At 72.8% G+C, this 24,594-nt stretch carries 25 protein-coding genes; 10 read left to right on the top strand and 15 right to left on the bottom strand.

Annotation, left to right across the window (positions count from 1 at the left end):
- Positions 1-101 precede the first annotated feature (101 nt).
- From QWJ13_RS32390 to QWJ13_RS32365, 6 genes are all read right to left on the bottom strand, one after another.
- On the bottom strand, positions 102-1,007 hold the full coding sequence (locus QWJ13_RS32390; protein ID WP_316529070.1) for an alpha/beta fold hydrolase: 906 nt from the start codon (positions 1,005-1,007) through the stop codon (positions 102-104).
- Positions 1,004-2,131, bottom strand: coding sequence for a branched-chain amino acid ABC transporter permease (locus QWJ13_RS32385; protein ID WP_432277650.1), 1,128 nt, complete (start codon positions 2,129-2,131; stop codon positions 1,004-1,006). Before QWJ13_RS32385 ends, QWJ13_RS32390 begins: the two co-directional genes overlap by 4 nt.
- A gap of 209 nt (positions 2,132-2,340) precedes the next feature.
- Positions 2,341-3,207 carry a branched-chain amino acid ABC transporter permease gene (locus QWJ13_RS32380; RefSeq protein WP_316529067.1) on the bottom strand — a complete coding sequence of 289 codons (867 nt, stop codon included), beginning with the start codon at positions 3,205-3,207 and terminating at the stop codon, positions 2,341-2,343.
- Positions 3,207-3,965, bottom strand: a complete 759-nt coding sequence (locus QWJ13_RS32375) for an ABC transporter ATP-binding protein (protein WP_316529065.1) — start codon at positions 3,963-3,965, stop codon at positions 3,207-3,209. The genes QWJ13_RS32380 and QWJ13_RS32375 overlap by 1 nt, the downstream gene beginning before the upstream one ends.
- A 116-nt stretch (positions 3,966-4,081) precedes the next feature.
- The gene (locus QWJ13_RS32370) at positions 4,082-4,846 is read right to left on the bottom strand and encodes an ABC transporter ATP-binding protein (protein WP_432277645.1); all 765 of its coding nucleotides are present in this window, start codon (positions 4,844-4,846) and stop codon (positions 4,082-4,084) included.
- A gap of 65 nt (positions 4,847-4,911) precedes the next feature.
- Complete coding sequence (locus QWJ13_RS32365; RefSeq protein WP_316529061.1) at positions 4,912-6,216, bottom strand: substrate-binding domain-containing protein; 1,305 nt, start codon at positions 6,214-6,216, stop codon at positions 4,912-4,914.
- Positions 6,217-6,664: 448 nt separating this feature from the next.
- Between QWJ13_RS32365 and QWJ13_RS32360 the strand changes: the two genes are divergently transcribed.
- The 4 genes from QWJ13_RS32360 (at position 6,665) to glxA (ending at position 12,596) form a co-directional block, all read left to right on the top strand.
- A complete protein-coding gene (locus QWJ13_RS32360; protein ID WP_316529059.1) occupies positions 6,665-7,426 on the top strand; it encodes a CoA transferase subunit A in 762 nt (253 codons plus the stop codon).
- Between the two features lie 4 nt (positions 7,427-7,430).
- Positions 7,431-8,126, top strand: a complete 696-nt coding sequence (locus QWJ13_RS32355; protein ID WP_316529058.1) for a 3-oxoacid CoA-transferase subunit B — start codon at positions 7,431-7,433, stop codon at positions 8,124-8,126.
- Between the two features lie 280 nt (positions 8,127-8,406).
- Entirely contained in the window at positions 8,407-10,608 is a 2,202-nt protein-coding gene (locus QWJ13_RS32350; RefSeq protein WP_316529056.1) for a glycosyltransferase family 2 protein, read from the top strand.
- A gap of 56 nt (positions 10,609-10,664) precedes the next feature.
- Positions 10,665-12,596, top strand: coding sequence for a radical copper oxidase GlxA (gene glxA / locus QWJ13_RS32345; protein ID WP_432277644.1), 1,932 nt, complete (start codon positions 10,665-10,667; stop codon positions 12,594-12,596).
- 68 nt (positions 12,597-12,664) lie between these two features.
- On the opposite strand, the gene QWJ13_RS32340 is transcribed toward glxA, so the two are convergent.
- From QWJ13_RS32340 to QWJ13_RS32330, 3 genes are all read right to left on the bottom strand, one after another.
- Positions 12,665-13,711, bottom strand: coding sequence for a glycoside hydrolase family 6 protein (locus QWJ13_RS32340; protein WP_316529054.1), 1,047 nt, complete (start codon positions 13,709-13,711; stop codon positions 12,665-12,667).
- Between the two features lie 175 nt (positions 13,712-13,886).
- Positions 13,887-14,615: a uracil-DNA glycosylase gene (locus QWJ13_RS32335; RefSeq protein WP_316529053.1), complete on the bottom strand. Its 729-nt coding sequence runs from the start codon at positions 14,613-14,615 to the stop codon at positions 13,887-13,889.
- 180 nt (positions 14,616-14,795) lie between these two features.
- The gene (locus QWJ13_RS32330; RefSeq protein ID WP_316529052.1) at positions 14,796-15,575 is read right to left on the bottom strand and encodes an HAD-IIA family hydrolase; all 780 of its coding nucleotides are present in this window, start codon (positions 15,573-15,575) and stop codon (positions 14,796-14,798) included.
- Positions 15,576-16,135: 560 nt separating this feature from the next.
- Here QWJ13_RS32330 and QWJ13_RS32325 point away from each other — a divergent pair.
- A complete protein-coding gene (locus QWJ13_RS32325) occupies positions 16,136-17,212 on the top strand; it encodes a Gfo/Idh/MocA family oxidoreductase (RefSeq protein ID WP_316529050.1) in 1,077 nt (358 codons plus the stop codon).
- Between the two features lie 73 nt (positions 17,213-17,285).
- Positions 17,286-17,810, top strand: coding sequence for a hypothetical protein (locus tag QWJ13_RS32320; protein ID WP_316529049.1), 525 nt, complete (start codon positions 17,286-17,288; stop codon positions 17,808-17,810).
- Here the strand turns inward: QWJ13_RS32320 and QWJ13_RS32315 are convergent.
- Both QWJ13_RS32315 and QWJ13_RS32310 read right to left on the bottom strand, forming a co-directional pair.
- Positions 17,797-18,219: a type II toxin-antitoxin system VapC family toxin gene (locus tag QWJ13_RS32315; RefSeq protein WP_316529047.1), complete on the bottom strand. Its 423-nt coding sequence runs from the start codon at positions 18,217-18,219 to the stop codon at positions 17,797-17,799. The genes QWJ13_RS32320 and QWJ13_RS32315 overlap by 14 nt on opposite strands.
- The gene (locus QWJ13_RS32310) at positions 18,212-18,496 is read right to left on the bottom strand and encodes a type II toxin-antitoxin system Phd/YefM family antitoxin (protein ID WP_063349249.1); all 285 of its coding nucleotides are present in this window, start codon (positions 18,494-18,496) and stop codon (positions 18,212-18,214) included. The genes QWJ13_RS32315 and QWJ13_RS32310 overlap by 8 nt, the downstream gene beginning before the upstream one ends.
- Positions 18,497-18,704: 208 nt before the next feature.
- On the opposite strand from QWJ13_RS32310, the gene QWJ13_RS32305 reads away from it, so the two are divergent.
- Positions 18,705-18,998, top strand: a complete 294-nt coding sequence (locus tag QWJ13_RS32305) for a DUF6412 domain-containing protein (RefSeq protein ID WP_316529044.1) — start codon at positions 18,705-18,707, stop codon at positions 18,996-18,998.
- 98 nt (positions 18,999-19,096) lie between these two features.
- Positions 19,097-19,798, top strand: coding sequence for a YidC/Oxa1 family membrane protein insertase (locus QWJ13_RS32300; RefSeq protein ID WP_316529042.1), 702 nt, complete (start codon positions 19,097-19,099; stop codon positions 19,796-19,798).
- A 15-nt stretch (positions 19,799-19,813) separates the two neighbouring features.
- On the opposite strand, the gene QWJ13_RS32295 is transcribed toward QWJ13_RS32300, so the two are convergent.
- Together QWJ13_RS32295 and QWJ13_RS32290 are read right to left on the bottom strand one after the other, a co-directional pair.
- Entirely contained in the window at positions 19,814-20,497 is a 684-nt protein-coding gene (locus QWJ13_RS32295) for an HAD family hydrolase (protein ID WP_316529041.1), read from the bottom strand.
- A gap of 42 nt (positions 20,498-20,539) precedes the next feature.
- Complete coding sequence (locus QWJ13_RS32290) at positions 20,540-21,109, bottom strand: NUDIX hydrolase (RefSeq protein ID WP_316529040.1); 570 nt, start codon at positions 21,107-21,109, stop codon at positions 20,540-20,542.
- Positions 21,110-21,369: 260 nt separating this feature from the next.
- Between QWJ13_RS32290 and QWJ13_RS32285 the strand changes: the two genes are divergently transcribed.
- On the top strand, positions 21,370-22,137 hold the full coding sequence (locus tag QWJ13_RS32285; protein ID WP_316529039.1) for a CDP-alcohol phosphatidyltransferase family protein: 768 nt from the start codon (positions 21,370-21,372) through the stop codon (positions 22,135-22,137).
- A gap of 223 nt (positions 22,138-22,360) precedes the next feature.
- On the opposite strand, the gene QWJ13_RS32280 is transcribed toward QWJ13_RS32285, so the two are convergent.
- A complete protein-coding gene (locus tag QWJ13_RS32280; protein WP_316529038.1) occupies positions 22,361-22,552 on the bottom strand; it encodes a hypothetical protein in 192 nt (63 codons plus the stop codon).
- Positions 22,553-22,730: 178 nt separating this feature from the next.
- On the opposite strand from QWJ13_RS32280, the gene QWJ13_RS32275 reads away from it, so the two are divergent.
- Positions 22,731-24,158: a helix-turn-helix transcriptional regulator gene (locus QWJ13_RS32275; protein WP_316529036.1), complete on the top strand. Its 1,428-nt coding sequence runs from the start codon at positions 22,731-22,733 to the stop codon at positions 24,156-24,158.
- Here QWJ13_RS32275 and QWJ13_RS32270 read toward each other — a convergent pair.
- Positions 24,151-24,561, bottom strand: coding sequence for a VOC family protein (locus QWJ13_RS32270; protein WP_316529035.1), 411 nt, complete (start codon positions 24,559-24,561; stop codon positions 24,151-24,153). The two genes, QWJ13_RS32275 and QWJ13_RS32270, sit on opposite strands and share 8 nt — an antisense overlap.
- Positions 24,562-24,594 lie beyond the last annotated feature (33 nt).

Here is a 24,594-nt window from a genome sequence, read left to right as displayed (position 1 = left end):
CGCGCCGGGCGGCGGCCGGCGCCCTGGCGGAACACCAGGGGCGGCGGCGGTCGGCGAGGGTCGGCGAGGGTCGGCGGGGGAATGCCCCGCCGACCGGTCGGCTATCCGACGGTGAGGGCGTCCGCGAGCAGGATGCGGACGATGTGCTCCGCCCCGGCCTCGCCCCAGAGGATCGAGTAGTGGTTGCTGTCCGGCACCGGCGAGGCGGGCACCCGCTCCGGGTCCAGCCCGGCCAGCCCGAGGCGCTCGTGGTTGTAGAGGCCCTGCGGTTCGTCGAGCAGTCCGCGCTCGGCCCAGAGCAGTTCGGCCGGGCAGGGCAGCCCGTGTACGGCGCCGGCCGCGTCCGGGTCGAGCAGGACCTGGGCCCCGTCGGTCTGTACGGCCTCCAGTACGCAGGAGGAGCGCAGTTCGGGCTCCGCGCCGACCAGGTCGCGCTGGGTGTAGGCGTCGATCCCGTCGGTCCATTCGTCGACGAAGGCGGGGTGCCCGCGCCAGAACTCCCGGTAGGCGTCCCGGTCCGGGAAGGTCATGGAGAGCCGGGCCAGCGCGGGGCCGAGCACCGCCGACAGGGCGTCCTCCTCGCGGATGCCCTCCGGCAGCGGGAAGGTCACCGCTCCGTCCACCAACAGGACCCGGCGCACCAGGTCGGGGTGCCGGACGGCGGCGAGGGCGGTGATCCAGGCCCCCATCGAGTGGCCGACCACCGTGACGGGCCCCGAGCCGAGCGCGCCGATCAGCGCGGCCACGTCGTCGGCGTGCCGGGCCAGCCCGTACGGTCCGGCGACCGAGCGGCTGGCGCCGCGGCCCCGCAGGTCGGGTGCGAGCAGGGTGGCCCGGCCGGCGAGCCGACGGGCGACCTCGTACCAGGCGAGGCCGTTGGCGGTGATGCCGTGCACCGCCACGATCGTCGGGGCCTGCGGGTCGTCGGCGGGCCAGCGCAGGACGGCCAGGTCCCCGCCGGGCACGGGAACGGTCAACTCCTCGGGCTTCAGCGGCGACTGGCTCACGCGGGGGTACCTCCGGTGGGGTGGGCGGTTCCGAGGCCGGCCGACGCCTGGACGGACCGGGCGGATCGGGCGGCGCGGATGCGGGCAGGCAGTCTAGCCAGGCCGCCGGGCAGCAGGTAGACCACGGCCACGAAAAGGGCGCCCAGCAGGAACAGGGGCTGGGAGAGCGGCACCTTCAGCACGCCGGGCAGGTCGGCGACGGTCGAGGAGTTGGCGAGGTCGCCGAGCCGGTGGCTGGCCCAGGTGTAGAGGACCCCGCCGAGCAGCGGACCCCAGCGGGTGCCGGAGCCGCCGAGGACGACCATGACCAGGAGCGCGAGCGTGGCGTCCGAGGTGGCGGCCTGCGGGGTGGCGCCACCGGTCAGCAGCAGGTAGACCACCCCACCCAGCCCGGCGAGCCCGCCGGCCAGCACGAAGGCGACCAACTTGTAGCCGTAGGGCCGCAGTCCGAGCACCTCGACCCGGCGCTCGTTCTCCTTGATGCCCTCCCAGACCCGGCCCATCGGCGACTTGACGGCCCAGTGGACGGCGGCGACCGTCAGCACCAGGTAGGCGACGGCGATCCAGTAGAGGTTGGCGGTGTTCTCGATCCCGAGCAGGCCGGAGGGCAGCAGGTCGGCCGGAGCGGAGCGGCCCTCCTCGCCGCCGGTGACGCCACCGGGGTTGCGCTGGACGAGGATCGAGCCGGCCTGCGCGAAGGCGAGGGTGACCATGGAGAAGCCGATGCCGGTGACCCGCAGGCTGACCGAGCCGAGCAGCAGGGCCAGCAGCACGGAACAGGCGACGCCGAACACCGCGGCGGCGGCGAAGGGCAGTTGCAGCTCCAGCATGCCGAGGTCGGTGGCGTACAGGCCCGTCGCGAAGTAGAGCGCGTGGCCGAAGGAGAGCAGTCCGGTACGGCCGAGCAGAAGGTCGTAGCCGGTGGCGAGGCCGCCGTAGAGCAGGCACAGGGCGAGCAGTTGGAGGCTTCCGGGGCTGCCGAGCGGGCCGTCGAGCAGTCCCGGGAGGGGAAGTGCACTATAGGGGGCGACAAGGAGCGTGATCAGCAGAGCGATCGGCCACCAGCGTAGCGCTCTGTGCACACCTGTCCAGCGATTAGTGACTGAATCACCTGTTCGAGGGATGGCGCCGGGCTCGGCCTTGTGTTCACAATGGGTCTCGGCAAGGCCGGTGTCAGTCCCCCTTGCCACAGTGGCGGTGTCAGTGGAGCTGGTGTCAGTCCCCTCTGCTGACATGGTGGTCACGGCAGGGCTGGTGCAAGTCCCCCCTGCCGTGGCGGCGGCGCTGCGGTCGGCCTCGCGGCCACCGGTGCTCGTGATCGGTGTTTCGGCGCTCACGCGAGCCTCCCGGTGAGTCCACGGGGTCGGACGAGAAGCAGCACGGCGAGCAGGACGACGACCGAGAGGTCGCCGAGCCCGGCGCCGGTGTAGTAGTTGGCGAACTGCTGGACGAGGCCGACGCCCACCGAGGCGACGGCGGCTCCGGTCACGGAGCCCATGCCGCCCATCACCACGACGACGAAGGCGAAGATGAGCAGGCCGGTCCCCTGGCCGGGGTTGACCGAACCGAAGTAGAGGCCGCCGAGGGCACCGCCGAGCGCGGCGGCGGCCCCACCGAGGGCGAAGACGAGGGTGAACGCCTTCCGGACGTCGATGCCGAGCGCCGTGACCATCGCCCGGTCCTCGACGCCGGCCCGAACGATCAGCCCGTAGCGGGTGCGGGCGAGGAACAACCGAAGAGCGAGCAACAGGAGTGCGGCGGCAGCCACCAGCACGAAGCGGTTGACCGGGACGGTCGCACCGAGCACGTGCCAGGTGCCGGACAGCAGCTCCGGCTGGGGGAAGGGGCGGGCGTCCGCGCCCCAGATCCCCATCAGCAGGGCGGGTACGGCGAGCCCGACCCCGACGGTGGCAAGGATCTGGTCGCGCGGGCGGCTGTACAGCGGCCGGATCAGGAAGAGCTCCAGCAGGACGGCGGCGGCCGTCCCGACCAGGGTGCCGAACGGCACCGCGAGCCAGAAGGAGAGGCCCGCCTCGGCACCGGCCCACCAGGTGGCGTAGGCGCCGATGGAGAGCAGGGCGCCGTGCGCGAAGTTGAGCACGTCCATCAGACCGAAGATCAGCGACAGACCGGAGGCGACCAGGAAGTACAGCGCACCGAGACCGAGTCCGGTACAGAAAAGGAGGACGACGGTGTCCATCAGGGCTTCACCTCGGCGGTGACGACGGGGGCGGCCGGGGAGACGGCGGGCCGGGGCCCGCCGGCGAGCGGGTGGCGGGAGCCGACGCCGAGCAGGCGGCGGGCGGCCTCCTCGTCGGCCAACAGCTCTGCGGTGTCTCCGCGATGGGCGGTACGGCCGTCGGCCAGGACGGCGCAGGTGCCGGCCAGCCGGCGGACGAGGGCGAGGTTCTGCTCGACCAGCAGGACGGGCACGGCCTCGGCCGCACGCGCCAGCACCTCGGCCACCTCGGCGACGATCTTCGGGGCCAGGCCCTTGGTGGGCTCGTCGGCGATGATCAACCGGTTGCGGTTGAGCAGCGTCCGGCCGATCGCCACCATCTGCTGCTGGCCACCGGAGAGCGTTCCGGCCAACTGTCCGGCCCGCTGCTTGAGTTCGGGGAAGAGCTCGTGGACGAGCGCGTAGTTCGGCTCACCGGCCCCTTCCCCGCCCCCGGCGGCGCGCTCGGCGAGGCGGAGGTTCTCGGCGACCGTCAGGCCGGCGAAGATCCCCCGGTCCTCGGGCGCGTAGCCGATGCCATGACGAACGACCAGATGCGTGGGAAGGGAGGAGAGTTCGGCACCGGAGAGCCGGATGCTCCCGGTGCGTGGCACCAGGCCCATGACGGCCTTGACGGTGGTGGTCTTGCCGGCACCGTTGCGGCCCAGGAGGGCGGTCACCCCGGCGGGGGCGACGTCGAAGTCGACCCCGTGCAGGATGTGCAGCCCGTCGATGACCACCCGCAGATCGCGAACGGAAAGGAGAGGGTCGGCAGTGGACGGCGACGCAGCGGACGGCTGCGAGGAGGCGGAGTGCGCCGCAGCGGAAGGGCGCTGAGCGGAGAACGGAGAGGAGGTCACAACGCCTCACCCAGGTAGGCCTGTTGCACGGTCGGGTCGGCCATCACAGCCTCGGGGGTGTCCAGGGCGAGCAGGGTGCCGTGGTGCATCACCGCGAGCCGGTCGGCGAGGCCGAGCAGGACGTCCATGTGGTGCTCGACCATCAGGACGGTCCGGCCCAGGTCACGGTGCACGGAACGGATCAGCTCGGTGAGGGCGGGCACCTCCTCGGCGCTGACACCGGCCATCGGCTCGTCCAGCAGGATCAGCCGGGGCTCGGAGACCAGCAGGACGGCCAGCTCCAGCTTGCGTTTCTCGCCGTGCGAGAGCGCACTGGCCAGGGTGTCCGCGCGGTGGGTGAGGTCGGTGCGTTCCAGGGTGTCGGCCAGTTGCTGCTCGTAGCGGTCGGCGCGGCGCCAGAGCCGGTACGAGGCGCCCGGCCCGGCCGCCGCTTGGGCGGCCAGGCGGACATGGTCGGCGACCGTCATCCCCGGCCAAAGGGAGGAGGTCTGGAAGGTGCGGCCGAGCCCGCGGCGGGCCCTGGCGTGCACCGCCTCGACGGTGATGTCGGTGCCGTCGAGGTGGAGGCTGCCCTGGGTCGCCGGGTAGATGCCCGAGATCAGGTTGAAGAGGGAGGTCTTGCCGGCGCCGTTGGGTCCGATAAAGGCGATGAACTCGCCTTCGCCGACCGAGAAGGAGACGTCCTCGACGATCGGCACACCGCGGACGGCCCAGCCGAGGCCGTCCAGGCGCAGCACCGGAGAGGAGGACGACGAAGGCACGGAGTCACGCGCGGACGGAGCCGGAGTAGCGGAAGGAGTGGAGGTGGTACGGGCGGGCATCGGGATCAGCCCGCCATCGGGGTGACGGGCGGTGCCGCCTCGTCCGCGGTCAGGGTCTTCTCCACCGAGGGCTTGGCAGCGGCGCCGGTGCCGGTCAGCCGGACCTGGAACATCGGCTGGAGCAGGGCGTGGTCCTCGGCGCGGACCGTGGTCTTCCCCTTCACCCCGTCGAAGCTCCAGCCCTCCAGGGCCTTGACCAGGGCCGAGGTGTCGTCGGCGGAGCCGTGGTTGGACTCGACGGCGTGCACGATCATCTGGGCGGCGGTGAAGCCGTCCGGGGTGAAGATGTCGGTCTTCCCTCCGGCGGCGGTGACGGCGTCGGTCATGGCCTTCTCCACCGGGGTGCCGGCGGCGCCGTCGAAGTAGTGGTTCAGGAAGGAGATCTTCTCGCCGGCCGGGCCGAACAGCGGGTACGAGGCGGCCAGGTCGAGGCCGGTGACGACCTTGGTGTCGGCGAACACGTCCTGCTGGTTGAGGGCCGTCCACAGGGCCGAGGCGGTGTCACCGGCCCAGGCGACGAACAGCAGGTCGGGCTTGCCGGTCTTGGCCTGGGTGGCGAAGGGGGTGAGGTCGGTGGCGCTCGGCGGGGCGAGCACCTGGTCGACCGTCGCGCCCTCGGCGCCGAGCACGGCCTTCACGGCGGCCACGTTGGCCTGCCCGAAGGCGCTGTCCTGAGCGAGCACGGTGACCTTCTTGCCCTTGGCGTCACCGACGAACGAGGCCGCGGTCTTGATGTCCTGGTAGGACTGGCGGCCGGAACGGAAGGTGTACTTGTTCAGACCGGTGGCCTTGTCGGCGGCGGCCGGGCCGCTGATGAAGAGCACCTTGTTCTGGGCGGCGATCGGGCCGACCTGGAGGGCCACACCGGAGGCCGTGGAGCCGGCCAGCACCTTGTAGCCCTTGCCGATCAGGTCCTTGGCGGCGGACACCGCCTTGGCCGGGTCGCCCGCGTCGTCCTGCTCCTCGAACTCGATCTTGTGTCCGTCGACCGCGCCGGTGCCCTTGGTCGCGTAGTCCAGACCGGCCTTGAAGCCGTCCAGGTACTGCTTGCCGTACGCGGCCAGCGGTCCGGTCTTGGAGTACACCAGGCCGACCTTGATCGGGCCCTTCGATCCACCGTCCGCCGCGGCCGTCCCGGCCGTGCCGGCCTTGGCGCAGCCCGAGGCCAACAGGACGCAGGCCGCGAGGGCGGCGAGCTTCCGGCCCGGGCGGCGGGTCAGGGAGTTGCCGGTCAGGGAGTTGCCGGTCAGGGAGTCGCCCTGGCGGGCGCCGGAGGCGGCGGTCCTGGAGGGGGCTGTCGAGCTGCGCATGGTGACCGACTCCTGTGGTGCGGCGGGGTGGATGCGGGAACCGTAGGTGTGCGGTGGGAGCGGCGACATGTGCCCGATCGACGCATCAAGCCCTCGGGATGTGGTTCCAGCCGACATACCGTTGCGCCGTCACCAGCCTCCGGCCTCTCGGGTGTGGCACACCGACACGGCTTCACGCCATCCCATGGCGATGGCCACCATGGCCGAGGCCGCCCGTACCCGGTGACGGTGGAGGGGCGCGGGGCCCGTCCGGCGGCAGCCACCCCAGCGGCATGCCCGCCCGGTCCGGCTCAGGGCCGGATCCCAGCCCGACCCTGGTCCGACCTCGGGCTCCGCGCGCTTCCCGAACCCGCCGGCCGCCCCTCCCCGGCCCGCACACCCCACCCCGCACACCCCATCCCCGCACACCCCAACCCCCTCCCATCCCACTCCCTCACGAGGTGATCCCTTGGACAAGGTCCTGGACTCCCCCGCCGACGCCGTCGAGGACATCCCCGACGGCGCGGTGCTGGCCGTCGGCGGCTTCGGCCTCTGCGGCATCCCGAGCACGTTGATCGGCGCCCTGGTGGACGCCGGCGCCACCGGGCTGCGCGTGGTCTCGAACAACTGCGGGGTGGACGACTGGGGGCTGGGCCTGCTGCTCCGGGCGGGCCGGATCGCCCGGATGACCTCCTCGTACGTCGGGGAGAACAAGGAGTTCGCCCGGCAATACCTCTCCGGTGAGCTGGAGGTGGAGCTGACCCCGCAGGGCACACTGGCCGAGCGGCTGCGGGCGGGCGGCGCCGGCATCCCGGCGTTCTTCACCCCGGCCGGGGTCGGCACCCAGGTCGAGGAGGGCGGGCTGCCCTGGCGCTACGCGACGGACGGCTCGGTGGCCCTGGCCTCCCCGCCCAAGGAGGTCCGGGAGTTCGGCGGCCGCCGCTACCTGCTGGAGGAGGCGATCACGGCGGACTTCGCACTGGTCCGGGCGGAGGTGGCGGACCGGCACGGCAACTGCGTGTTCCACGCCGCCGCCAGGAACTTCAACCCGCTCTGCGCGGCGGCGGGCCGGATCACCCTGGTCGAAGCGGACCGGATCGTCGAGCCTGGCGAGCTCCCCCCGGACGCGGTGCACCTGCCCGGGGTGTACGTCGACCGGGTGGTGGCCGCCGACCCCGAGGACCGCCGCATCGAGCGCCGGACCGTCCGCCCCGCACTCCAGGAGGCCTGATCCGATGCCCGCCACCGGAAGCACCACCACCGCACCCACCACCGCACCCACCACCGGCGCCCCCGCCCTCGACCCGCGCAACGCCCTGGCCGCCCGAGCCGCCCGGGAGTTGCGCGACGGCCAGTACGTGAACCTGGGCATCGGCCTGCCGACCCTGATCCCCAACCACTTGCCCCCGGGCGTCGAGGTGGTGCTGCACTCGGAGAACGGCATCCTCGGCGTCGGCCCCTACCCGGAGGAGGGCACCGAGCACGCCGACCTGATCAACGCCGGGAAGGAGACGGTGACGGTCGCCCCCGGCGCCTCGTACTTCGACTCCGCCTTCTCCTTCGGCATGATCCGGGCCGGTCGGATCGACGTCTCGGTGCTCGGCGCGATGCAGGTGTCGGCCGCCGGGGACCTCGCGAACTGGATGATCCCCGGCAAGATGGTCAAGGGCATGGGCGGCGCGATGGACCTGGTACACGGGGCCCGCCGGCTGATCGTGGTGATGGAGCACACCGCCCGGGACGGCTCGCCGAAGATCGTCGAGGAACTGTCGCTTCCCGCCACCGGACGGGGAGTTGTGGACCGGATCGTCACCGACCTCGCGGTGGTCGACGTGACGCCGGAGGGGCTGCGCGTGGTGGAGACGGCGCCCGGCGTGGACTTCGCGGAGGTCCAGGCGGCGACCGGCGCCGCCCTGCTGCCCCCGCTCTGACCACCCCGAAACCCGGGCTGCCCCGAAACCAACGCCACCCCGAAACCAACACCACCTCGAACCCCACCCCCGGACCACCCCGACCCCGTACGGGCGGCCGGATCGCCCCCTTCGGCGGTCCGGCCGAGCCAGGGAGTCGCCGCCATAGCACCAACGCCCGCCGCATCGCCCGGGAACCGTCGCATCTTCACGCCCGGACAGCGGCGATCTCCCGGACTGGTTGCGATCTCCGTTGCACTCAGGGAGAGTTGAGGTCACCAAACTGCCTGGGGGAGCAGCCATGACCACGCCGTTCGCACGACGAAAGGGCGTCGGAACGGCCCACGGGCAAGGTGCCGGGCAGCTGGACGAGGCCGCCCTACGCGCCTTACCCGTACCCGAAGCCCCGTACGACTACGGCCACTTCAGCCGCCTGGCCGGCCCGGCCCACGACCCGGACGAGGACGACGACCTCGGCGCCGGCGTCTACTGGCCCGAGCCGTCCACCCCTTACCCCGCCACCCCGGACACGGCCACCCCGTGCGCGACCACCCCGTACGCCCCCACCCCCGGTGCTCCCACCCAACCCCCGCCCCCCGCACCGGACCCCGACCCCCCGGAACCGCCCTACCGCGTCCGCTACCGCAGCCTGTTACGCCGCGAGCCGCACCGGATCCGCGCCGCCCTGCTGCTGCTGGCCGCCCCCGTGGTGGAGGCGGTGCTGCTGGTCTGGCTGCTGCTGCCGGAGCACTGGCCCGAGCGGCTGGACGAGACGAACGCCCTGGTGCTCCTCGGCGACAAGGTGATGATCGGCATCATCGCGGTGGTCGAGGTGTTCCGGCTGGTCAATGTCGTCTCCAACGCCCATGCCACGCTGGTCGCCCGCGACCCGATCCCGGTGACACCGCAGCCCGGTACCCGGGTCGCCTTCCTCACCACCTGCGTGCCGGGCAAGGAACCGCCGGAGATGGTCCGGGCGACGCTCACCGCGGCCCGCGCCGTGCGGCACGACGGACCGTACGACGTCTGGCTGTTGGACGAGGGAAACGATCCTGCGATGCGGGAGCTCTGCGCCGAGTTGGGCGTGCGCCACTTCAGCCGCGCCGGGCGGCCGCACTGGAACCGGCCGAAGGGCCGCTTCCGCGCCGGGACCAAGCACGGCAACTACAACGCCTGGCTCCAAGCCCACGGCGACGACTACGAGTTCTGGGTCTCCGTGGACACCGACCACGCCCCGCTGCCGGACTTCTGCGAGCGGATGCTCGGCTACTTCCGCGACCCCGACGTGGCCTTCGTGGTCGGCCCCCAGGTGTACGGGAACTACCGCAGCTCGGGCTCGGCCGTCACCGCGTTCTCCGAGAGCCAGCAGTACCTCTTCCACGCCCTCATCCAACGCGCCGGAAACCGTTACGGCGCACCGATGTTCGTCGGCACCAACAACGCCGTCCGGATCCGGGCGCTCCAGTCGATCGGCGGGCTGGCCGACTCCATCACCGAGGACATGGCGACCGGGCTGGAGTTCCATCGCAGCCGGAACCCGGAGACCGGGGAACGCTGGAAGTCCGTGTACACCCCGGACGTGCTCGCGGTCGGCGAAGGCCCGTCCTCCTGGACCGACTTCTTCTCCCAGCAACTGCGTTGGAGCCGCGGCACCTACGAGACCCTGCTCACCCGGTACTGGCGCGTGCTGTGGCAGCTGTCGCCGGGGCGGCTGCTCAACTACTCGCTGATGATGGGCTTCTACCCGATGGCGGCGCTCACCTGGCTGCTCGGCGGTCTGTCCAGCGTGCTCTACCTGGGCTTCGGCGCCTCGGGCGTGCACGTCTCCTCGGAGATCTGGATGATGCTCTACAGCGACGCCGCCGCGCTCCAACTCCTGCTCTACACCTGGAACCGCAAGCACAACGTGAGCCCGCACGAGCCGGCCGGATCCTCCGGGGTGGCCGGCATGGTGATGTCGGCGCTCTGCGGCCCGGTCTACGCGGCCTCACTGCTCCAGGCGCTCGTCCGCCGCCGCAGCCGCTTCGTGGTGACGCCCAAGGGCCGCTCGGCCAGCACCGACCGCCTCGGCACCTTCCGCTTCCACCTGTTCTGGACGCTGGTGTTCGGCGGCGCGATCACCGCCTCCTACTTCACCGGCTACGACCACGTCGCGATGCGCACCTGGGCCTGGATCGCCCTGGCGCTCACCCTCCTGCCGGTCCTGATCACGGCCGGCGACGCCGTCCGCCGCCGTCGCAGCCGCCCCACCGCCACCCTCACCGTCACCGGCGGCCCGGCCTCGGCCCCGACCGTCCTGCTGGAGAAGCGCCGCCCGCGCCACGCCCGCGACCCCCGAGCCACCCGCGAGCCCCGCGCCACCCGCGAGCCCCGCGCCGAGAACCCCCGCGACCCCCGCATCGCCTGGCAGCAGGCACGCCCCACCCCCGACCACGCCGGCAGCGGACGCGGACGCGGCAGCAGCGGACGCGGCAGCGCCGGCAGCGGACGCGGCGACCACTGAGCAACAGACCACAGACCAGAACAGCCCCCGACCACCTCCCGAGGGGAGCCACCACCGTGAAGATCCACAAGGCCGGCCGCGCCAAGCGCTTCGCCCTCGGCAGCACCGTCGCGCTGACCGTGGCCGGGATGAACGCACCGGCCGTCCTCGGCTTCGCCTCCCAGCAGTACCACAGCTACGTGATCAACCGCCCCGAGTACAAGGCGCGGTACGGCCACTGGCAGACCCTGTCGCTGCCCGCCGAGTTCCGGGTCAACGCCGTGCACGCGACCCTGCTGCGCACCGGCAAGGTGCTGATCGTGGCCGGCTCCGGCAACGACGAGAAGCAGTTCAACGCGGGCACCTTCAAGAGCCTGCTCTGGGACCCGGCCGAGAACTCCTACAAGCTGATCCCCACCCCGGCCGACATGTTCTGCGGCGGCCACACCTCGCTGCCGGACGGCCGCGTGCTGGTGGCCGGCGGCACCCAGCGGTACGAGAAGCTGGTCGGCGCCGTGAAGAAGGCCGCCGGGATCATGCGGGTGCGCAACGAGAGCCCGGAGCGCGACCGAACCTTCCCGAAGGGCACCGTCTTCGTCGCCCCCGACGGCCATGAGTACGCCAGCACCGAGCCGGTGACCGTCCCGGCCGCGACCAAGAGCGGCTCCGGCAAGCAGACCGTGGTCACCGCGGGCGAGAAGCACGTCTACGTGGAGGCGGTCGGCGCGGGCCCGGACTACGTCTCCGACGCCCCCGCCCAGTACCGGATCAAGGGTCTGAGCGGCACCGACGCCCACAACCTGTACGGGCAGAACGAGAAGCTGACCCTGGACAAGCAGGAGTACCAGGGCATCCGCTCCGCCTTCGAGTTCAACCCGGACACCGAACTGTACGAGCCGGTCACCGACATGGCCTACGCCCGCTGGTACCCGACGCTGACCGGGCTGGGCGACGGCCGGGTGGTCACCGTCTCGGGGCTGGACGACACCGGGGAGATCCTCAACGCCAACGACAACGAGATCTACGACCCGAAGACCAAGTCCTGGTCCAAGGGCCCCGACCACTACTTCCCGACCTACCCGGCGATCTTCCTGACCGCGTCCGGCAAGCTCTTCTACTCCGGTTCCAACGGCGGCTACGGCCCCGCCGACAAGGGCCGCGAGCCCGGCCTGTGGGACGTGTCGAGCGGCGCCTTCCAGCCCGTCCCCGGCCTGCGCGACCCCGGCCTGACCGAGACCTCCTCCTCGGTGCTGCTGCCGCCCGCGCAGGCGCAGAAGGTGATGCTGCTCGGCGGCGGTGGCGTCGGCGAGTCGCCGCTGTCCACCGCCCGCACCGACATCGCGGACCTCACCGCCGCCCAGCCCGCGTTCACCCCGGGTCCGGACCTGCCGGCCGGCGGCACCCGCTACCTCAACAGCGTGATCCTCCCGGACGACACCGTCTTCACCACCGGCGGCTCCAGCGGCTACCGCGGCCGGGGCGAGAGCGACCTGCTCAAGGCGCAGGTGTACCACCCGGACTCCAACAGCTTCAGCACCGCCGCCGAGCCGGCCGTCGGCCGCGACTACCACTCCGAGGCGCTGCTGCTGCCGGACGGCCGGATCGCCGTCCTGGGTTCCAACCCGCTGTTCGCGGACAAGGCCGAGACCCAGCCGGGCGGCTTCGAGCAGCGCATCGAGATCTACACCCCGCCGTACCTGTACCACGGCGACCGCCCGCAGGTCGGCGCCGTTCCGCAGGCGGCCCGGCTCGGCGGCACCGTGAACGTCGGCACCGCACGGCCGGAGGTGGTCGCCACCGCCAAGCTGATCCGGCCGAGTTCGGTCACCCACGTCACGGACGTCGAACAGCGCTCGGTGGCCCTGGACATCACCGGACGGACGGCGGACGGCGTCGCGCTCACCCTGCCCGGCAACCCCAACCTGCTGCCGCCGGGCTGGTACATGCTGTTCCTGACGGACGCCGCCGGCACCCCGTCGGTCGCCCGCTGGGTCCAGGTCACGGCGTAATGGCCCAGGTCGCGGCGTAATGGCCCAGGTCACGGCGTAGCGAACCAGGCGTAACCGCGTGACGGACGTCAGCGCGCCGCCTGCACCAGCCCGAGCGCGTACGGCAGCCAGAACGCGCCCGCCCGGGGCTCGCCCCGGCCGCAGTCGCCGTCCGACTCCCCCGGGTTCTTGATCCACAGGTAGGCGTCCACCCCGGGCCGTCCGGTCTCGGTGGTCGGCCGCTCGCCGAGCGCGCGCCCGGGCGGGTTGCACCAGGAGTCGCCGCCCAGCGCGCCGTTGCCGCTGCGGCTGGTGTCGATCACGAAGTGCTTGCCGTCCAGGGCCGCGGAGAGCCGGGCGCCGTACGCCGCGTTCCGCTCGGTGTCGTAGAAGTTGGCGACGTTCACGGCGAAGCCGTCCGCCGCCGCGATGCCCGACTTGCGCAGGGCCGCGGCCAGTTCCGCCGGGTCCTGCGCCCAGCCGGGGTTGCCCGCGTCCAGGTAGACGCGGACGTTCGGGTTCTTCTTCAACTCCTGGACGGCGAAGGCCAGCAGGCCGTACCGCTCGGCGGCCAGGTCCCCCTTGATCCCGCAGTCGTCCAGGGTGTGGGGGACGGCGTCCGGCTCCAGCACCACCCAGGCCTTGCGGTCGCCGAGGGCCTGCGCGACGCCGGTGATCCAGGTCCGGTAGGCGGCGGCGTCGGGGGCACCGCCGGCCGAGTACTGGCCGCAGTCGCGGTGCGGGATGTCGTACGCGACGAAGACCGGCGTCCGGCCCGCCTCGGCGGCCCGCCGGCTGACCTGCTCGGCGATCTCCCTGGCGCCCTGCTCGCCGAGCCACTGCGCGGACGGCTGGTCGGCGATCCTCAGCAGCGTCTCGGCCTCCGCCGTACGGCCCTGGCCGCGCAGCGCGGTGACCTGCTGGGCGGCGTTGGTCTGGTCGGAGACGTAGAACGGCGCACCCCCGCCCTGAGCCGCACCCCCACCCGGAGCCGTACCCCCGCCGTGAGCCGAGCCCGACCCCGAAGCAGGCCCCGGACTCGACGCGACAGCACCGGACTTTCCCCCGTCCGACCCGCCACAGCCGGAAACGACGGCCACCACCCCGGCCAGCAGCGCCCCCACGGCCCACCGCAACGTCTCTGTCCGCCCCAGCCCGCGCACGTGCCGCCCCTCCCCCGGACCGGTCCGACAACCGGTGGTCGGCACCAGCCAACCACATCCGCCACCGCCCGAAGGCCGCCGGCGGTGAACGCCAAGTGGCCGCGGGTGAACGGGACTTCGAACCCACTCAGCCCGCGACCACCGACGCTCAGGACTCCTTGAGGTTCGGCACCTGCCAGTCGATGGCCTCGGCACCGAAGGAGTCCAGCGCCGCGTTGATCTGCGAGAACGGACGGCTGCCGAAGAACAGCTTGGCCGACAGCGGCGACGGGTGCGCACCCTGCACCACCACGTGCTTGGCGGTGTCGATCAGCGGCAGCTTCTTCTTCGCGTAGTTGCCCCAGAGCACGAAGACGACCGGCTCCTCGCGGTCGCTCACCGCCTTGATCACCGCGTCGGTGAACTTCTCCCAGCCCTTCGCCTTGTGCGAGTTGGCCTCGTGGGCGCGGACCGTGAGCACCGCGTTCAGCAGCAGCACGCCCTGCTCGGCCCAGTGCAGCAGGTAGCCGTTGTCCGGGGCCGGGATGCCCAGGTCGGCGTCCAGCTCCTTGAAGATGTTGCGCAGCGACGGCGGCGTCTTGGTGCCCGGCAGCACCGAGAAGCTCATGCCGTGGGCCTGGCCGTTGTCGTGGTACGGGTCCTGGCCGAGCACGAGCACCCGGACCTTGTCGTACGGAGTGGCCTCCAGCGCGGCGAACTCCTGGCCGCTCGGCGGGAACACCTCGTGCTCCGCGCGCTGCGCCGCCACGAAGGCCGCCAGCTCGGCGAAGTACGGCTTCTCCACCTCGGCGCCCAGCACCTCGCGCCAGGACTCGGGCAGCTCCAGCCCGCCGCCCGCGCCGGCCTCGACCACGCCCGCCTCGACCGTGTCCGTCACGACATCCACCTCCAACACCGCGGCTGCGCGCCGCACGCCCTCTTTCACCCCGAACGCTACACAGCCCCACTGACAACCCCCGCCCCGGAGCCGTCCGGCAAGGCCCGCGCGAAACACGGCGGCCCCGCCCCGGCGACCGGCCGGAACGGGGCTCACACCACAAGGGGAGGCAAGCGGAGGTCAGATCAGCTCGACCAGGTCCGCGATCGACTTGACCACCCGGGTCGGCCGGTACGGGAAGCGCTCCACGTCGGAGGCGGAGGTCAGACCGGTGAGCACCAGGATGGTCTCCATACCGGCCTCCATGCCCGCGACGATGTCGGTGTCCATCCGGTCGCCGATCATCACGGCCGTCTCGGAGTGGGCCCCGGCCGTGTTCAGCGCCTCGCGCATCATCAGCGGGTTGGGCTTGCCGACGAAGTACGGGTCGACGCCGGTCGCCTTGGTGATCAGGGCCGCGACCGAGCCGGTGGCCGGCAGCACGCCCTCCGGGGACGGGCCGGTCTCGTCCGGGTTGGTGCAGATGAACCGGGCGCCCTGGTTGATCAGCCGGATCGCCTTGGTGAGCGCCTCGAAGGAGTAGGTGCGGGTCTCGCCGAGGACGACGTAGTCCGGGTTGTTGTCGGTCAGCACGTACCCGGCCTGGTACAGCGCGGTGGTGAGTCCCGCCTCGCCGATCACGTACGCCGTGCCGTTCGGCCGCTGGCTCTTGAGGAACTTGGCCGTCGCCAGGGCGGAGGTCCAGATGCACTCCTCGGGCACCTCCAGGCCCATCCCGGCCAGGCGGGCGCTGAGGTCGCGCGGGGTGTAGATGGAGTTGTTGGTGAGGACCAGGAAGGGCTTGCCGGACTCCCGCAGCCGGCGCAGGAACTCCTCCGCGCCGGGGATCGGGGTGCCCTCGTGGATGAGGACCCCGTCCATGTCGGTCAGCCAGGACTCGATGGGCTTACGGTCTGCCACGTAGGTGTCTCCTCGGTCTTGCACAAGCTCTGCAAAAGCTCTGAACGATCTCGCACATCGCTCCGGACCGGACACCATCGGCCGGCCGGGCGCCAAAGGCTGCCCCAACACCGACCAGCGTAGTCGCCCCCGGCGCCACCGGGAGAGGCGGCCGACCGGGACGGCCGGGCCGCGGTCTCCTCGAAGTACTGCCGGAGCTTGGGCGGCAGCCCGGCCGGGAGGGCGTCGCTGTTGCGGCCGAAGCCGAGCAGTGCCTGCCGCACCTTGCTCCTGCTGTCCCGGTCCGTACGTCTCGGCGATGGCGGCGTCCCCGAGCGGGTCACCGGCGGCGCGCATCGGGTCGAGCAGTTCGTCCGTCCAGCCGTTGGAGGCCATGTGATCCTCCGTCGAAGTCCAAGGCCTGAAGTCCGAAGTACGCGGGTGAGGCGTGGGTATCGCGGCGTCCAGGTGTCACGGCGCGGCGGGTCGAGCCCGAACTCACTCGAACGGGGGCGTTTCCCGCCGAGCTTCCGTCCCACCGAAACCGGGAGCAATCGGGTGCCTCGTGATTGAGTGGGCGCATGACACCGCAGACGACTCCCGGTCCGTTCCGCGTCGGCCTGATCGGCTACGGTCTGGCCGGCTCCGCCTTCCACGCGCCGCTGATCGCCAGCACGCCGGGGCTGCGGCTGGACGCCGTGGTCACCGCCAACCCCGACCGCCGCGCCCAGCTGGCCCGCGAACATCCCGGCGCCCGCGCCGTGGACACCCCCGAGCAGCTGCTCGCCGATCCGGACGCGCTCGACCTGGTCGTCATCGCCTCGCCCAACCGCACCCACGCCCCGCTCGCCCACGCCGCGCTGCGGGCCGGCCTGGCGACGGTGGTGGACAAGCCGTTGGCCGGCACCGCCGCCGAGGCGCTGGAGCTGTGCCGGCTGGCCGAGGAGCGGGGCGTGCTGCTCTCGGTCTTTCACAACCGGCGCTGGGACGGGGACTTCCTCACCGCGAGCCGGCTGGTGCGCGGCGGCGCGCTCGGCCGGGTGCACCGCTTCGAGTCCCGCTTCGAGCGCTTCCGCCCCAAGCCCAAGCCGGGCTGGCGCGAGCTGGCCGACCCGGCCGAGGTCGGGGGCACCCTGTACGACCTGGGCAGCCACCTGGTCGACCAGGCGCTGCACCTGTTCGGGCCGGTCGAGACGGTGTACGCGGAGATCGACGTCCGGCGGGACGGCGCGGTGGTGGACGACGACGCCTTCCTCGCCCTCACCCATGCCTCCGGCACCCGCTCGCACCTGTGGACCAGCGCGATCACCCCGCTGATCGGCCCCCGGCTGCGGGTGCTCGGCGACACGGCCGGCTATGTGAAGCCCGGCATGGACCCGCAGGAGGCGGACCTGCGGGCGGGCCTGCGCCCGGACGGAGGCCGCCCCTGGGGCGCCGACCAGCCCTCGCACTACGGCACCCTCGGCACCGACGAGTCCGCGATCTCGCTGCCGACCGACCCGGGCGACTACCCCGCCTTCTACACCGGCATCGCCGCCGCCCTGGCCGCCCCGGGCACCCCGCCCCCGGTCGACCCGCGCGACGCGGTGGCCGCCCTCGCCGTCCTGGAGGCCGCCCGCGCCTCCGCCGCCACCGGGACGACGGTCCGCCCGAACTGACGGGAGCGCGACCGAGGCACGGCCGTGCGGCCCGCTTCACCCCTCCCCGCCCCGGCCTCCTACCATGATCACCATGAGCACCCGGGGGGAGCGGCGGGCCGCACGCAAGGCCGCCGAGGAGGAGCGGATCCGGCAGGACCGGGAGCGGGACCAGCGGTTCCGGGCCCGTGCCGACGCCGGGACGAGCGAGATGATGGCGATCCAGCGCAGGGCCTGGGCCCGCGGGGACCGGACCTTCTTCACCGGGTGCGTGCGGGTGACCGGGCCGGACGACCGACCGGTCCTGATCGCGATCGACCGGCCGGGCCGGTACCAGGAGCCCGCGAAGGGCAGCTTCACCGAGAAGCTGCTGAACGTCCTCGCCGTCATCCCCTTCATGGAGCTCGTCGCCACCGCGGTCGTCCTGCTGTTCCTGACGTCCCGCTGGCTCTTCATCGAGCTGACCGGCCGCCCGCACTTCGTGATCACCGCCCACCCGGACGGGGGCAGCGAGCAGGTGGTCGCCCGGGCCCGGCGGCGCCCGGCCGCGATGCGGGCCGCGACGGCGGCGGTGGACGAGGTGGAGCGCGCCGGGACGGCTGCCCTCACACCCCGATGATCTCCACCGCCGAGCCCAGCCCCCGGAAGTCCGCCACGTTGCGGGTGTAGAGCGGCAGCCCGTGGGCCGAGGCGACCGCGGCGATCATCAGGTCTATCCGGCGCGGGCGCGGCTGCCGTCCGGCGGCGATGGTGAGGGTGACCAGCGTCCCGTAGCGGGCGGCGGCGGCCGCGTCGAAGGGCAGCGGGTCGAAGTCCGCCATCGCCGCGCCCAGCACCTCCAGCCGGGCCGCCCGGCTGGCCGGGTCCCTGGCCATCGAGACGCCCTGCTGCAACTCGGCGAAGGTGATCGCGGTCAGCTCCGGCACGGCCGGCAGGTCGGAGGGGCTGAGCAGGGCCAGGTCGATGTAGACGCAGGTGTCCAGCACCCCGGCCGGCCGCCGCCGGGGCGCTCTGCGACGCTCAGCCACGCCGCCGCTCGAACGGGTCGTCGCCCTCGTCCCCCACCAGTTCCTCGGGTCCGAAGTACTCCTCGGCCTCCTTGCGCATCTGCTGGTAGTCCACCCGCGGCAGCTTCACGTGCCGCGCCACCAGCTCCTCCGCCGTGAGCCGCCGCCGCCCCGACACCGGTCGCAGCTCCGCCACCTCGACCCCGTTCCTGGTGATGTGGAAGGTCTCCCCCGCCTCCACCGCGTCCATCACCGCGGCGGAGTTGTTCCGGAACTCCCGCTGGGTAATCGTCTTCACCCCTCCACGGTAGCCCCGCGTAGCACCCCTGGCTACACCCGTGCGGGGCCTCATGGAACCCGTTCCCGCCGCCCCGGGAGCGGATCATGCGACCACGAACGACAGTGGGACCGGCGAGCGGGAACCCGAGAGGTCGTAGGATCGTCGCATTCTTACGTCCGGGAACCCGGGAACCCGGGAAGTAGACGCACCGAGGGGGGAGCGCGCCGTGACCGTGGTGGCGATGCTGCTGGGCCTGCTCCGGGTGCTGACCGGGGAGTTGGTGGCCGACAGCGGGACGCTGGCGTCCGTGGCCGCCGTCGCGGCCGTGGCGCTGGTGGCCGGGACGGTCGCCGGGGCGCTGGCCGGGGCGCGGCTGTTGGGGGCGCGGGCGCCGGCGGCGGTGCGCAGCGGGATGCTGCGGCGTCGGGCGTTCGGTACGGCGTTCCTTCCGCAGCGTGATCCGGACGCCCGGGGCAGGCGACGCCCCAGGGCGCCGGGGGCGGCCCTGGCGGCCGCGTAAGTCCTCAGCACTTCCTTCGTGGCCGCCCTCCGTCGACCAGTCGATGAGTCGATCTGTCGATCGCTCGCTTCCCGAGACCCCGGAGGGCTCGCTCCACCATGTCCGTTCTCGCTGTTCTCGACCCGGCCGTCGCCGCCGCGCACGCCGTCGTCGCCGCCATCGCCCATGTCCTGCCGACCGCGTTGGCCATCGTCCTGTTCACCGTCGCCGTCCGGCTGGCGCTGCACCCGTTGGCGCGGGCGGCGGCGCGCGGGGAGAAGGCGCGGGCCGTGCTCGCGCCGAAGGTGGCCGAGCTGAACAAGAAGTTCAAGGACCGCCCGGAGAAGCTGCGGGAGGCGCTGGCGGAGCTGTACCGGAAGGAGCAGGCGTCGCCGTTCGCGGGGTGCCTGCCGATGCTGGTGCAGATTCCGTTCTTCTCGGTGATGTACCGGCTGTTCACCACCCCGAACGACCTGCTCGACCACACCCTGTTCGGGGTGCCGCTGGGCCTGCACGTCACGGGCGCACACGGCGCCGGGCAGTGGGCGGTGTTCGGTGCGCTGTTCGCCGGGCTGGCCGCGGTCGGGTACGTCAACTTCCGTCGGGCCCGCCGCGCGGCCGCGCGGAACGCCGGGCAGCCCGCCCCGCAGCCGGGGGCGGGCCTGCTGCCGTACCTGTCGTTCGGTTCGGTGCTGTTCGCGTCGCTGGTGCCGGTGGCCGCCGTGCTGTATCTGCTGACGACGAGCCTCTGGTCGGCCGCCGAGCGGGCCTGGCTGTACCGGGACGGGACGCCGGTGCCGGCGGCCGCGCCGGCGGTCTGAGCCGGAGGCCGTACGTCAGAAGTGGCGCAGCAGCTCGGGGAACGCCCCGAGCTGCAAGGTCGCCTCGTCCGGGCCGAGTTCCACGTGCTCCAGCACCCAGGTGTGCTCGTGCGGGATGAAGACGGTGCGCAGGCCGGCCTGGCGGGCGGGGGCGATGTCGGACTTGGGCGAGTTGCCGATCATCCAGGTCCGGCCCGGCTCGAGGTCGAGTTCGGCGGTGAGCTGCCGGTAGGTGTCGACGGACTTCTCGGCGACGATGTGGATGCCGCGGAAGTGGTGGTCGAGGGCGGACTCGGTCACCTTGCGCTGCTGCTCGCCCTGGTCGCCCTTGGTGAGCAGCAGCAGGTGGTGCCGGTCGGCGAGGGCGGACAGGGTGTCGGCGACGCCGGCGATCAGTTCGACGTTCCGGCTGGTCAGCGGGGTGAGCAGGTCGTCGATCCGGGCCTGCTCGGCTGCCGTGGGGGTGCGGTCGTTGAGCCGGTGCAGGCAGTCGGCGAGGCTCTGCCGGAAGACGGCGGCGCCGTAGCCGAGGGTGGCGGAGTTGGCGGCCTCGATCTCGTTCAGCAGGGCCCTGGTGCGCTGGTGCTCGGCCGGGGCGGCCACCCAGTCCAGGAAGCCGTCGATGACCCGCTCGAAGAGGACGTTGTTCTCCCAGAGCGTGTCGTCGGCGTCGAAGATCAGGATCTGGTCGGTGTGCATCCGGTTCGTCTCCAGGAGGTTCACGAGAGGGTTCGCGAGGGTTCAGGGGAGCAGCAGGGCGGCCCGGTCGAGGGTCTCACGGAGGTTCTCCTCGGTGGTCCGCCGCTTGGCGTCCTCGACGGTGAGCCACTCCAGCGGGGCGGCCGGGTTCTCCGGCCGGGCCCGCTCGGGGGTGTCGGTGGCCAGCAGGAAGCGCAGGTCGGCGTGCTCGTGCGCGGGTTCGGCGGGCGAGGCGGGGACGGGCACCACGGCGAGGTGGACGAGGGCGGGGCCGGGCCACGGGGTGAGGTCGGTGAGGCCGGTCTCCTCCAGGCCTTCGCGCAGGGCGATGTCCAGCGGCCGGGTCTCGCCCGGGTCGCCGTGGCCGCCGACGTGCAGCCAGGCCTGCTGGCGGACGTGCCAGCGCAGCAGGACGCGGCGGGTCGGCGGGTGGACGATCAGCGCGGAGGCGGTGAAGTGGGCCGGGAAGGTGCTTCTGTCCCAGGCGTCGGCGACGTCGAGGAGGCGGCGGGCCCGCTCGTGGTCGGCGCTCTCCACCGGGCCTCGCGGGCGGTGCTCGTCCAGCAGTCGGGCCGGCTCGGGGCTGGGGGAAGGGTCGCCCGTGGTCACCATGGGTCTGCTGCTCCTCGTTCCGCCCCGGGGTGCCCGGACCGCCTCAACCGGGCTGCGGAGGCGAGCGGTTGAGGGGTGCGGCGGTCGGGCCCGGGGCTTCGGGTTCCGGCGAACCCGCGCAGCCTAGCCGGGGATGATCGGACGGCCCACCGGTTTTCGCCGAGGTGCGGCCAGGAGGGTGCGGACCGGCTGGTCCGGGCGTTTCCCCGGAGGCCGTAGCCTGTGGTGATCGTTTCGGGACAGGTGGAGGGATTTTCGTCATGGTGGCTGCTCCGGCGCTCGCCGAGCTGCGCGAGGTGTGCCAACCGCAGGCCAAGCTTCAGAGCCGCAACGGCGAGCACTGGGCGGGCCGGATGTACATGCGGGCGATCTCGCTGCGCACCACCCGGCAGCTGGTGCGCACCTCGGTGTCGCCGAACACCCTCACCTGGGTGATGGTGGTGTGCGGGGTGGGCGGCGGCGCGGCCCTGCTGATCCCGGGCCTGACCGGCGCGGTGCTGGCCGCCGTCCTGTTCCAGCTGTTCCTGCTGTTCGACTGCGTGGACGGCGAAGTGGCGCGCTGGAAGCGCCAGTTCAGCATGGCCGGGGTGTACGTGGACCGGCTGGGCGCCTACCTGGCGGATGCCGCGCTGATGATCGGCGCGGGCGTGCGGGCGGCGCGCGGCGGCTCGGAGCTGTGGGTGTCGGCGGGCCTGGCGGCCGCGCTGGGCGTGGTGCTGCTCAAGGCCTCGACGGACCTGGTGGACGTGGCCCGGGCCCGCAGCGGGCAGCTCCCGGCGACCGAGGAGTCCACCCAGCCGCGCTCCCAGGGCATCGCGACGGCCCGCAAGGTCGCCTCGGTGTTCAAGATCCACCGGGTGACGAACGGCATCGAGGCCTCGCTGGTCCTGCTGGCGGCGGCCGTGGCGGACGCGGGGCTCGGCAACCTGGACGCGACCCGGTGGGTGCTCGCCGGGATCACGGTGATCACCTGGGGCATGGTGGTCGCGCATCTGGCGTCGATCCTGTCCTCCTCCCGGCTGCGCTGAACGAAGCCGCGCTCAGGCCTCGCGCCCCGCACGGGAAGTCGACTCTGCCGACTTCCCGTGCGGGGCGCGTCGCTTCGCGGCCGGGTCAGCGGCCGGAGGGGTTCACCGGCCCGGTGGTGGGAGCGGTGGGGACGCGGCGCTTCAGTGCCATGTGCACGACGGGGTTCCCTTTCGGCGGAGAAGAGGTCGGGAGGCGGCTCGCCCGGTTCGGCGAGGCGAATCGTCAGCTCAGCGGCTTGCCGGGGCAGTAGTTGTCGCCCCAGGCCGTCGTCGAGACGCAGCTGTGGCCGCCGTTCCCGCCGGTGCCGAAGTCCGGCTGCGGCTCACCTCCGCCGAACACGGCGGCACCGGCCGGGGCCACCCCGCCCACCCAGGCAGCAGCGCCCAGCACGACCGCGACCAGTGTCCGCGTCACGATTCCTCGCACGACGGCAACTCCCATCACCTCGGGGACAGTTCCACACGATTCGGATGTTTCCGCAGCTCCTGCCGCATCCCCCCGTACCGTGAACGCCACCCTGCCAGTCGGCGGATGGCCGCGACATCCCCCTCAGGGGATCATGAGCCTGCCTGGCAGCTTTAGGAGACATGCGATGGAACCCGGGAACGCCCTCGACCCGACCCCTTCCGACCCGAACACCCCCGACCCGAACACCCTCGACCCGACCGCCGACGTGCCCGCGCTCGACAGCGCCGCCGTCACGCTCTACCGGTGGACGGTCGTGCACGAGCACCTCACACCCGCGAGCCTCGCGCAGGCGGCGGCGGAGACCGAGCTGAGCCTTCCGGAGGCCGAGACGGCCGTCCGGCGGCTCACCGAGGCCTGCCTGTTCCAGGAGCTGCGCTCCCCCGACGACCCGACCGCCCCAACCGGCCCGACGGGCACGCCCGGCACGCCCGGCGCACCCGGCGCGCCCCCGAGCGCCTGGCGGCCGGTCAGCCCCCAGGCCGCCACCGCCCAGCTGCTCTCCGCCCGCGACACCGCCCTGCGCGCCCAGGAGGAGGCCCTGCGGGAGCAGCGCCGGCTCATCCAGCAGCAGCGCGACGGGCTCGCGGCGCTGGTCCCGGTCTACCTCCAGGCCCGCCAGCACGCCTTCCCCCAGGGCACCATCGACCGCCTGCCCGACAAGTTCGCGGTCCGCGCGCTGCTCTCCGACGTGATCGACTCCTGCCGCAGCGAGGTGCTGGTCTCCAAGCACGGCGGGTCCTTCCCGCCGGCCGCCCTGCGCGAGGCGCTGCCGCGCGATCTGGCGCTGCTCGACCGGGGCGTCCGGATGCGGAGCCTCTACCAGCACGCGACCCGCTTCGACCAGCCCACCCGGGTGCACGCCGGGCAGCTCATCGAGGCGGGCGCCGAGATCCGGACGCTGCCCGAGGTGCTGCCCCAACTGATCATCGTGGACGGCTCGTTGGCCCTGCTGCCGGCCAGCTCCGGCGGCGCGCTGGTCATCCGCGAGCCCGACCTGCTCTGCTACCTGCTGACGGTCTTCGAGCGGGACTGGGAGAACGCGACCCCGTTCGCCAGCGGCCCGCAGGCCGCGCATGACGTCACCAAGACGGTGAAGCAGAGCATCCTGGTGCTGCTCGCGAAGGGCCTCAAGGACGAGTCGATCGCCCGCCGCCTCGGCATCTCGCTGCGCACCTGCCGCCGCCACGTCTCGGAGCTGCTGGACAGCCTGGGCGCGCACAGCCGCTTCGAGGCGGGCGTGGTCGCGGAACGGCTGGGCCTGACCTCGCACCCCATGCCGGAACCGGCCTCCGCCGCTACCCCCGGGGAGCCCGAAGAACCCGGGGAGCCCGGGGAGCCCGGGGAGCCCGGGGAGCCCGAGGCGCCCGAGGCGCCCGAGGCGCCCCCGGCGGCGCCCGCCTGCCCCGCCTGCGGCGAGGCCCTGACGGACCTCGCCCCCTCCCCCGGCAGGCCGCGGCGCCCGGGCGGCCGCCCGCCGCGCTACTGCTCGCCCCGCTGCCGCTCCCGCGCCTACCGGACCCGGCAGAAGGAGCGCGCGGAGGACGTCACGTAACCCGGGGCGGCGTGACGTAACCCGCGGACGCGGTCCACGAATCGGTGAGCGAGGACTTCGGGGACAGCACGCAGAACTCGTTGCCCTCGGGGTCGGCGAGCACCTGCCACGGGACGTCGGCCGACTGTCCGACGTCCACCACGGTGGCGCCGAGGTCGAGCAGGCGGGCGACCTCGGCGTCCTGGTCGTCGGGGGCGAGGTCGAGGTGCAGCCGGTTCTTGCCGGACTTGGCCTCCGGGACGGGGACGAAGACGAGGCCCGGGTACGCGGTCTCGTCCACCCCGATCACCACCTCCTCCTCGTTCTCCAGCAGGACGCGGTAGCCGAGCGCCTCGGCCCAGAAGCGGGCGAGGGCGGCGGGATCGCGGGCATCCACGGCGACTTGGTAGAAGCGCAGGCTCATCGGTTCGGATCGCTCCGTTCATGGCGTCGGCCG

The sequence above is a fragment of the Kitasatospora brasiliensis genome (genome assembly GCF_032654805.1).
GTDB lineage: Bacteria > Actinomycetota > Actinomycetes > Streptomycetales > Streptomycetaceae > Kitasatospora > Kitasatospora brasiliensis.
This window is presented reverse-complemented; position numbering and strand designations above follow the sequence as displayed.

What these genes read in the sequence shown, in the direction of transcription:
- QWJ13_RS32380 (WP_316529067.1), bottom strand. Translation starts at nt 3,207, where the DNA reads ATGGACACCGTCGTCCTCCTTTTCTGTACCGGACTCGGTCTCGGTGCG.
- QWJ13_RS32365 (WP_316529061.1), bottom strand. Translation starts at nt 6,216, where the DNA reads ATGCGCAGCTCGACAGCCCCCTCCAGGACCGCCGCCTCCGGCGCCCGC.
- QWJ13_RS32355 (WP_316529058.1), top strand. Translation starts at nt 7,431, where the DNA reads ATGCCCGCCACCGGAAGCACCACCACCGCACCCACCACCGCACCCACC.
- QWJ13_RS32350 (WP_316529056.1), top strand. Translation starts at nt 8,407, where the DNA reads ATGACCACGCCGTTCGCACGACGAAAGGGCGTCGGAACGGCCCACGGG.
- QWJ13_RS32325 (WP_316529050.1), top strand. Translation starts at nt 16,136, where the DNA reads ATGACACCGCAGACGACTCCCGGTCCGTTCCGCGTCGGCCTGATCGGC.
- QWJ13_RS32320 (WP_316529049.1), top strand. Translation starts at nt 17,286, where the DNA reads ATGAGCACCCGGGGGGAGCGGCGGGCCGCACGCAAGGCCGCCGAGGAG.
- QWJ13_RS32300 (WP_316529042.1), top strand. Translation starts at nt 19,097, where the DNA reads ATGTCCGTTCTCGCTGTTCTCGACCCGGCCGTCGCCGCCGCGCACGCC.
- QWJ13_RS32295 (WP_316529041.1), bottom strand. Translation starts at nt 20,497, where the DNA reads ATGCACACCGACCAGATCCTGATCTTCGACGCCGACGACACGCTCTGG.
- QWJ13_RS32290 (WP_316529040.1), bottom strand. Translation starts at nt 21,109, where the DNA reads ATGGTGACCACGGGCGACCCTTCCCCCAGCCCCGAGCCGGCCCGACTG.
- QWJ13_RS32285 (WP_316529039.1), top strand. Translation starts at nt 21,370, where the DNA reads ATGGTGGCTGCTCCGGCGCTCGCCGAGCTGCGCGAGGTGTGCCAACCG.
- QWJ13_RS32275 (WP_316529036.1), top strand. Translation starts at nt 22,731, where the DNA reads ATGGAACCCGGGAACGCCCTCGACCCGACCCCTTCCGACCCGAACACC.
- QWJ13_RS32270 (WP_316529035.1), bottom strand. Translation starts at nt 24,561, where the DNA reads ATGAGCCTGCGCTTCTACCAAGTCGCCGTGGATGCCCGCGATCCCGCC.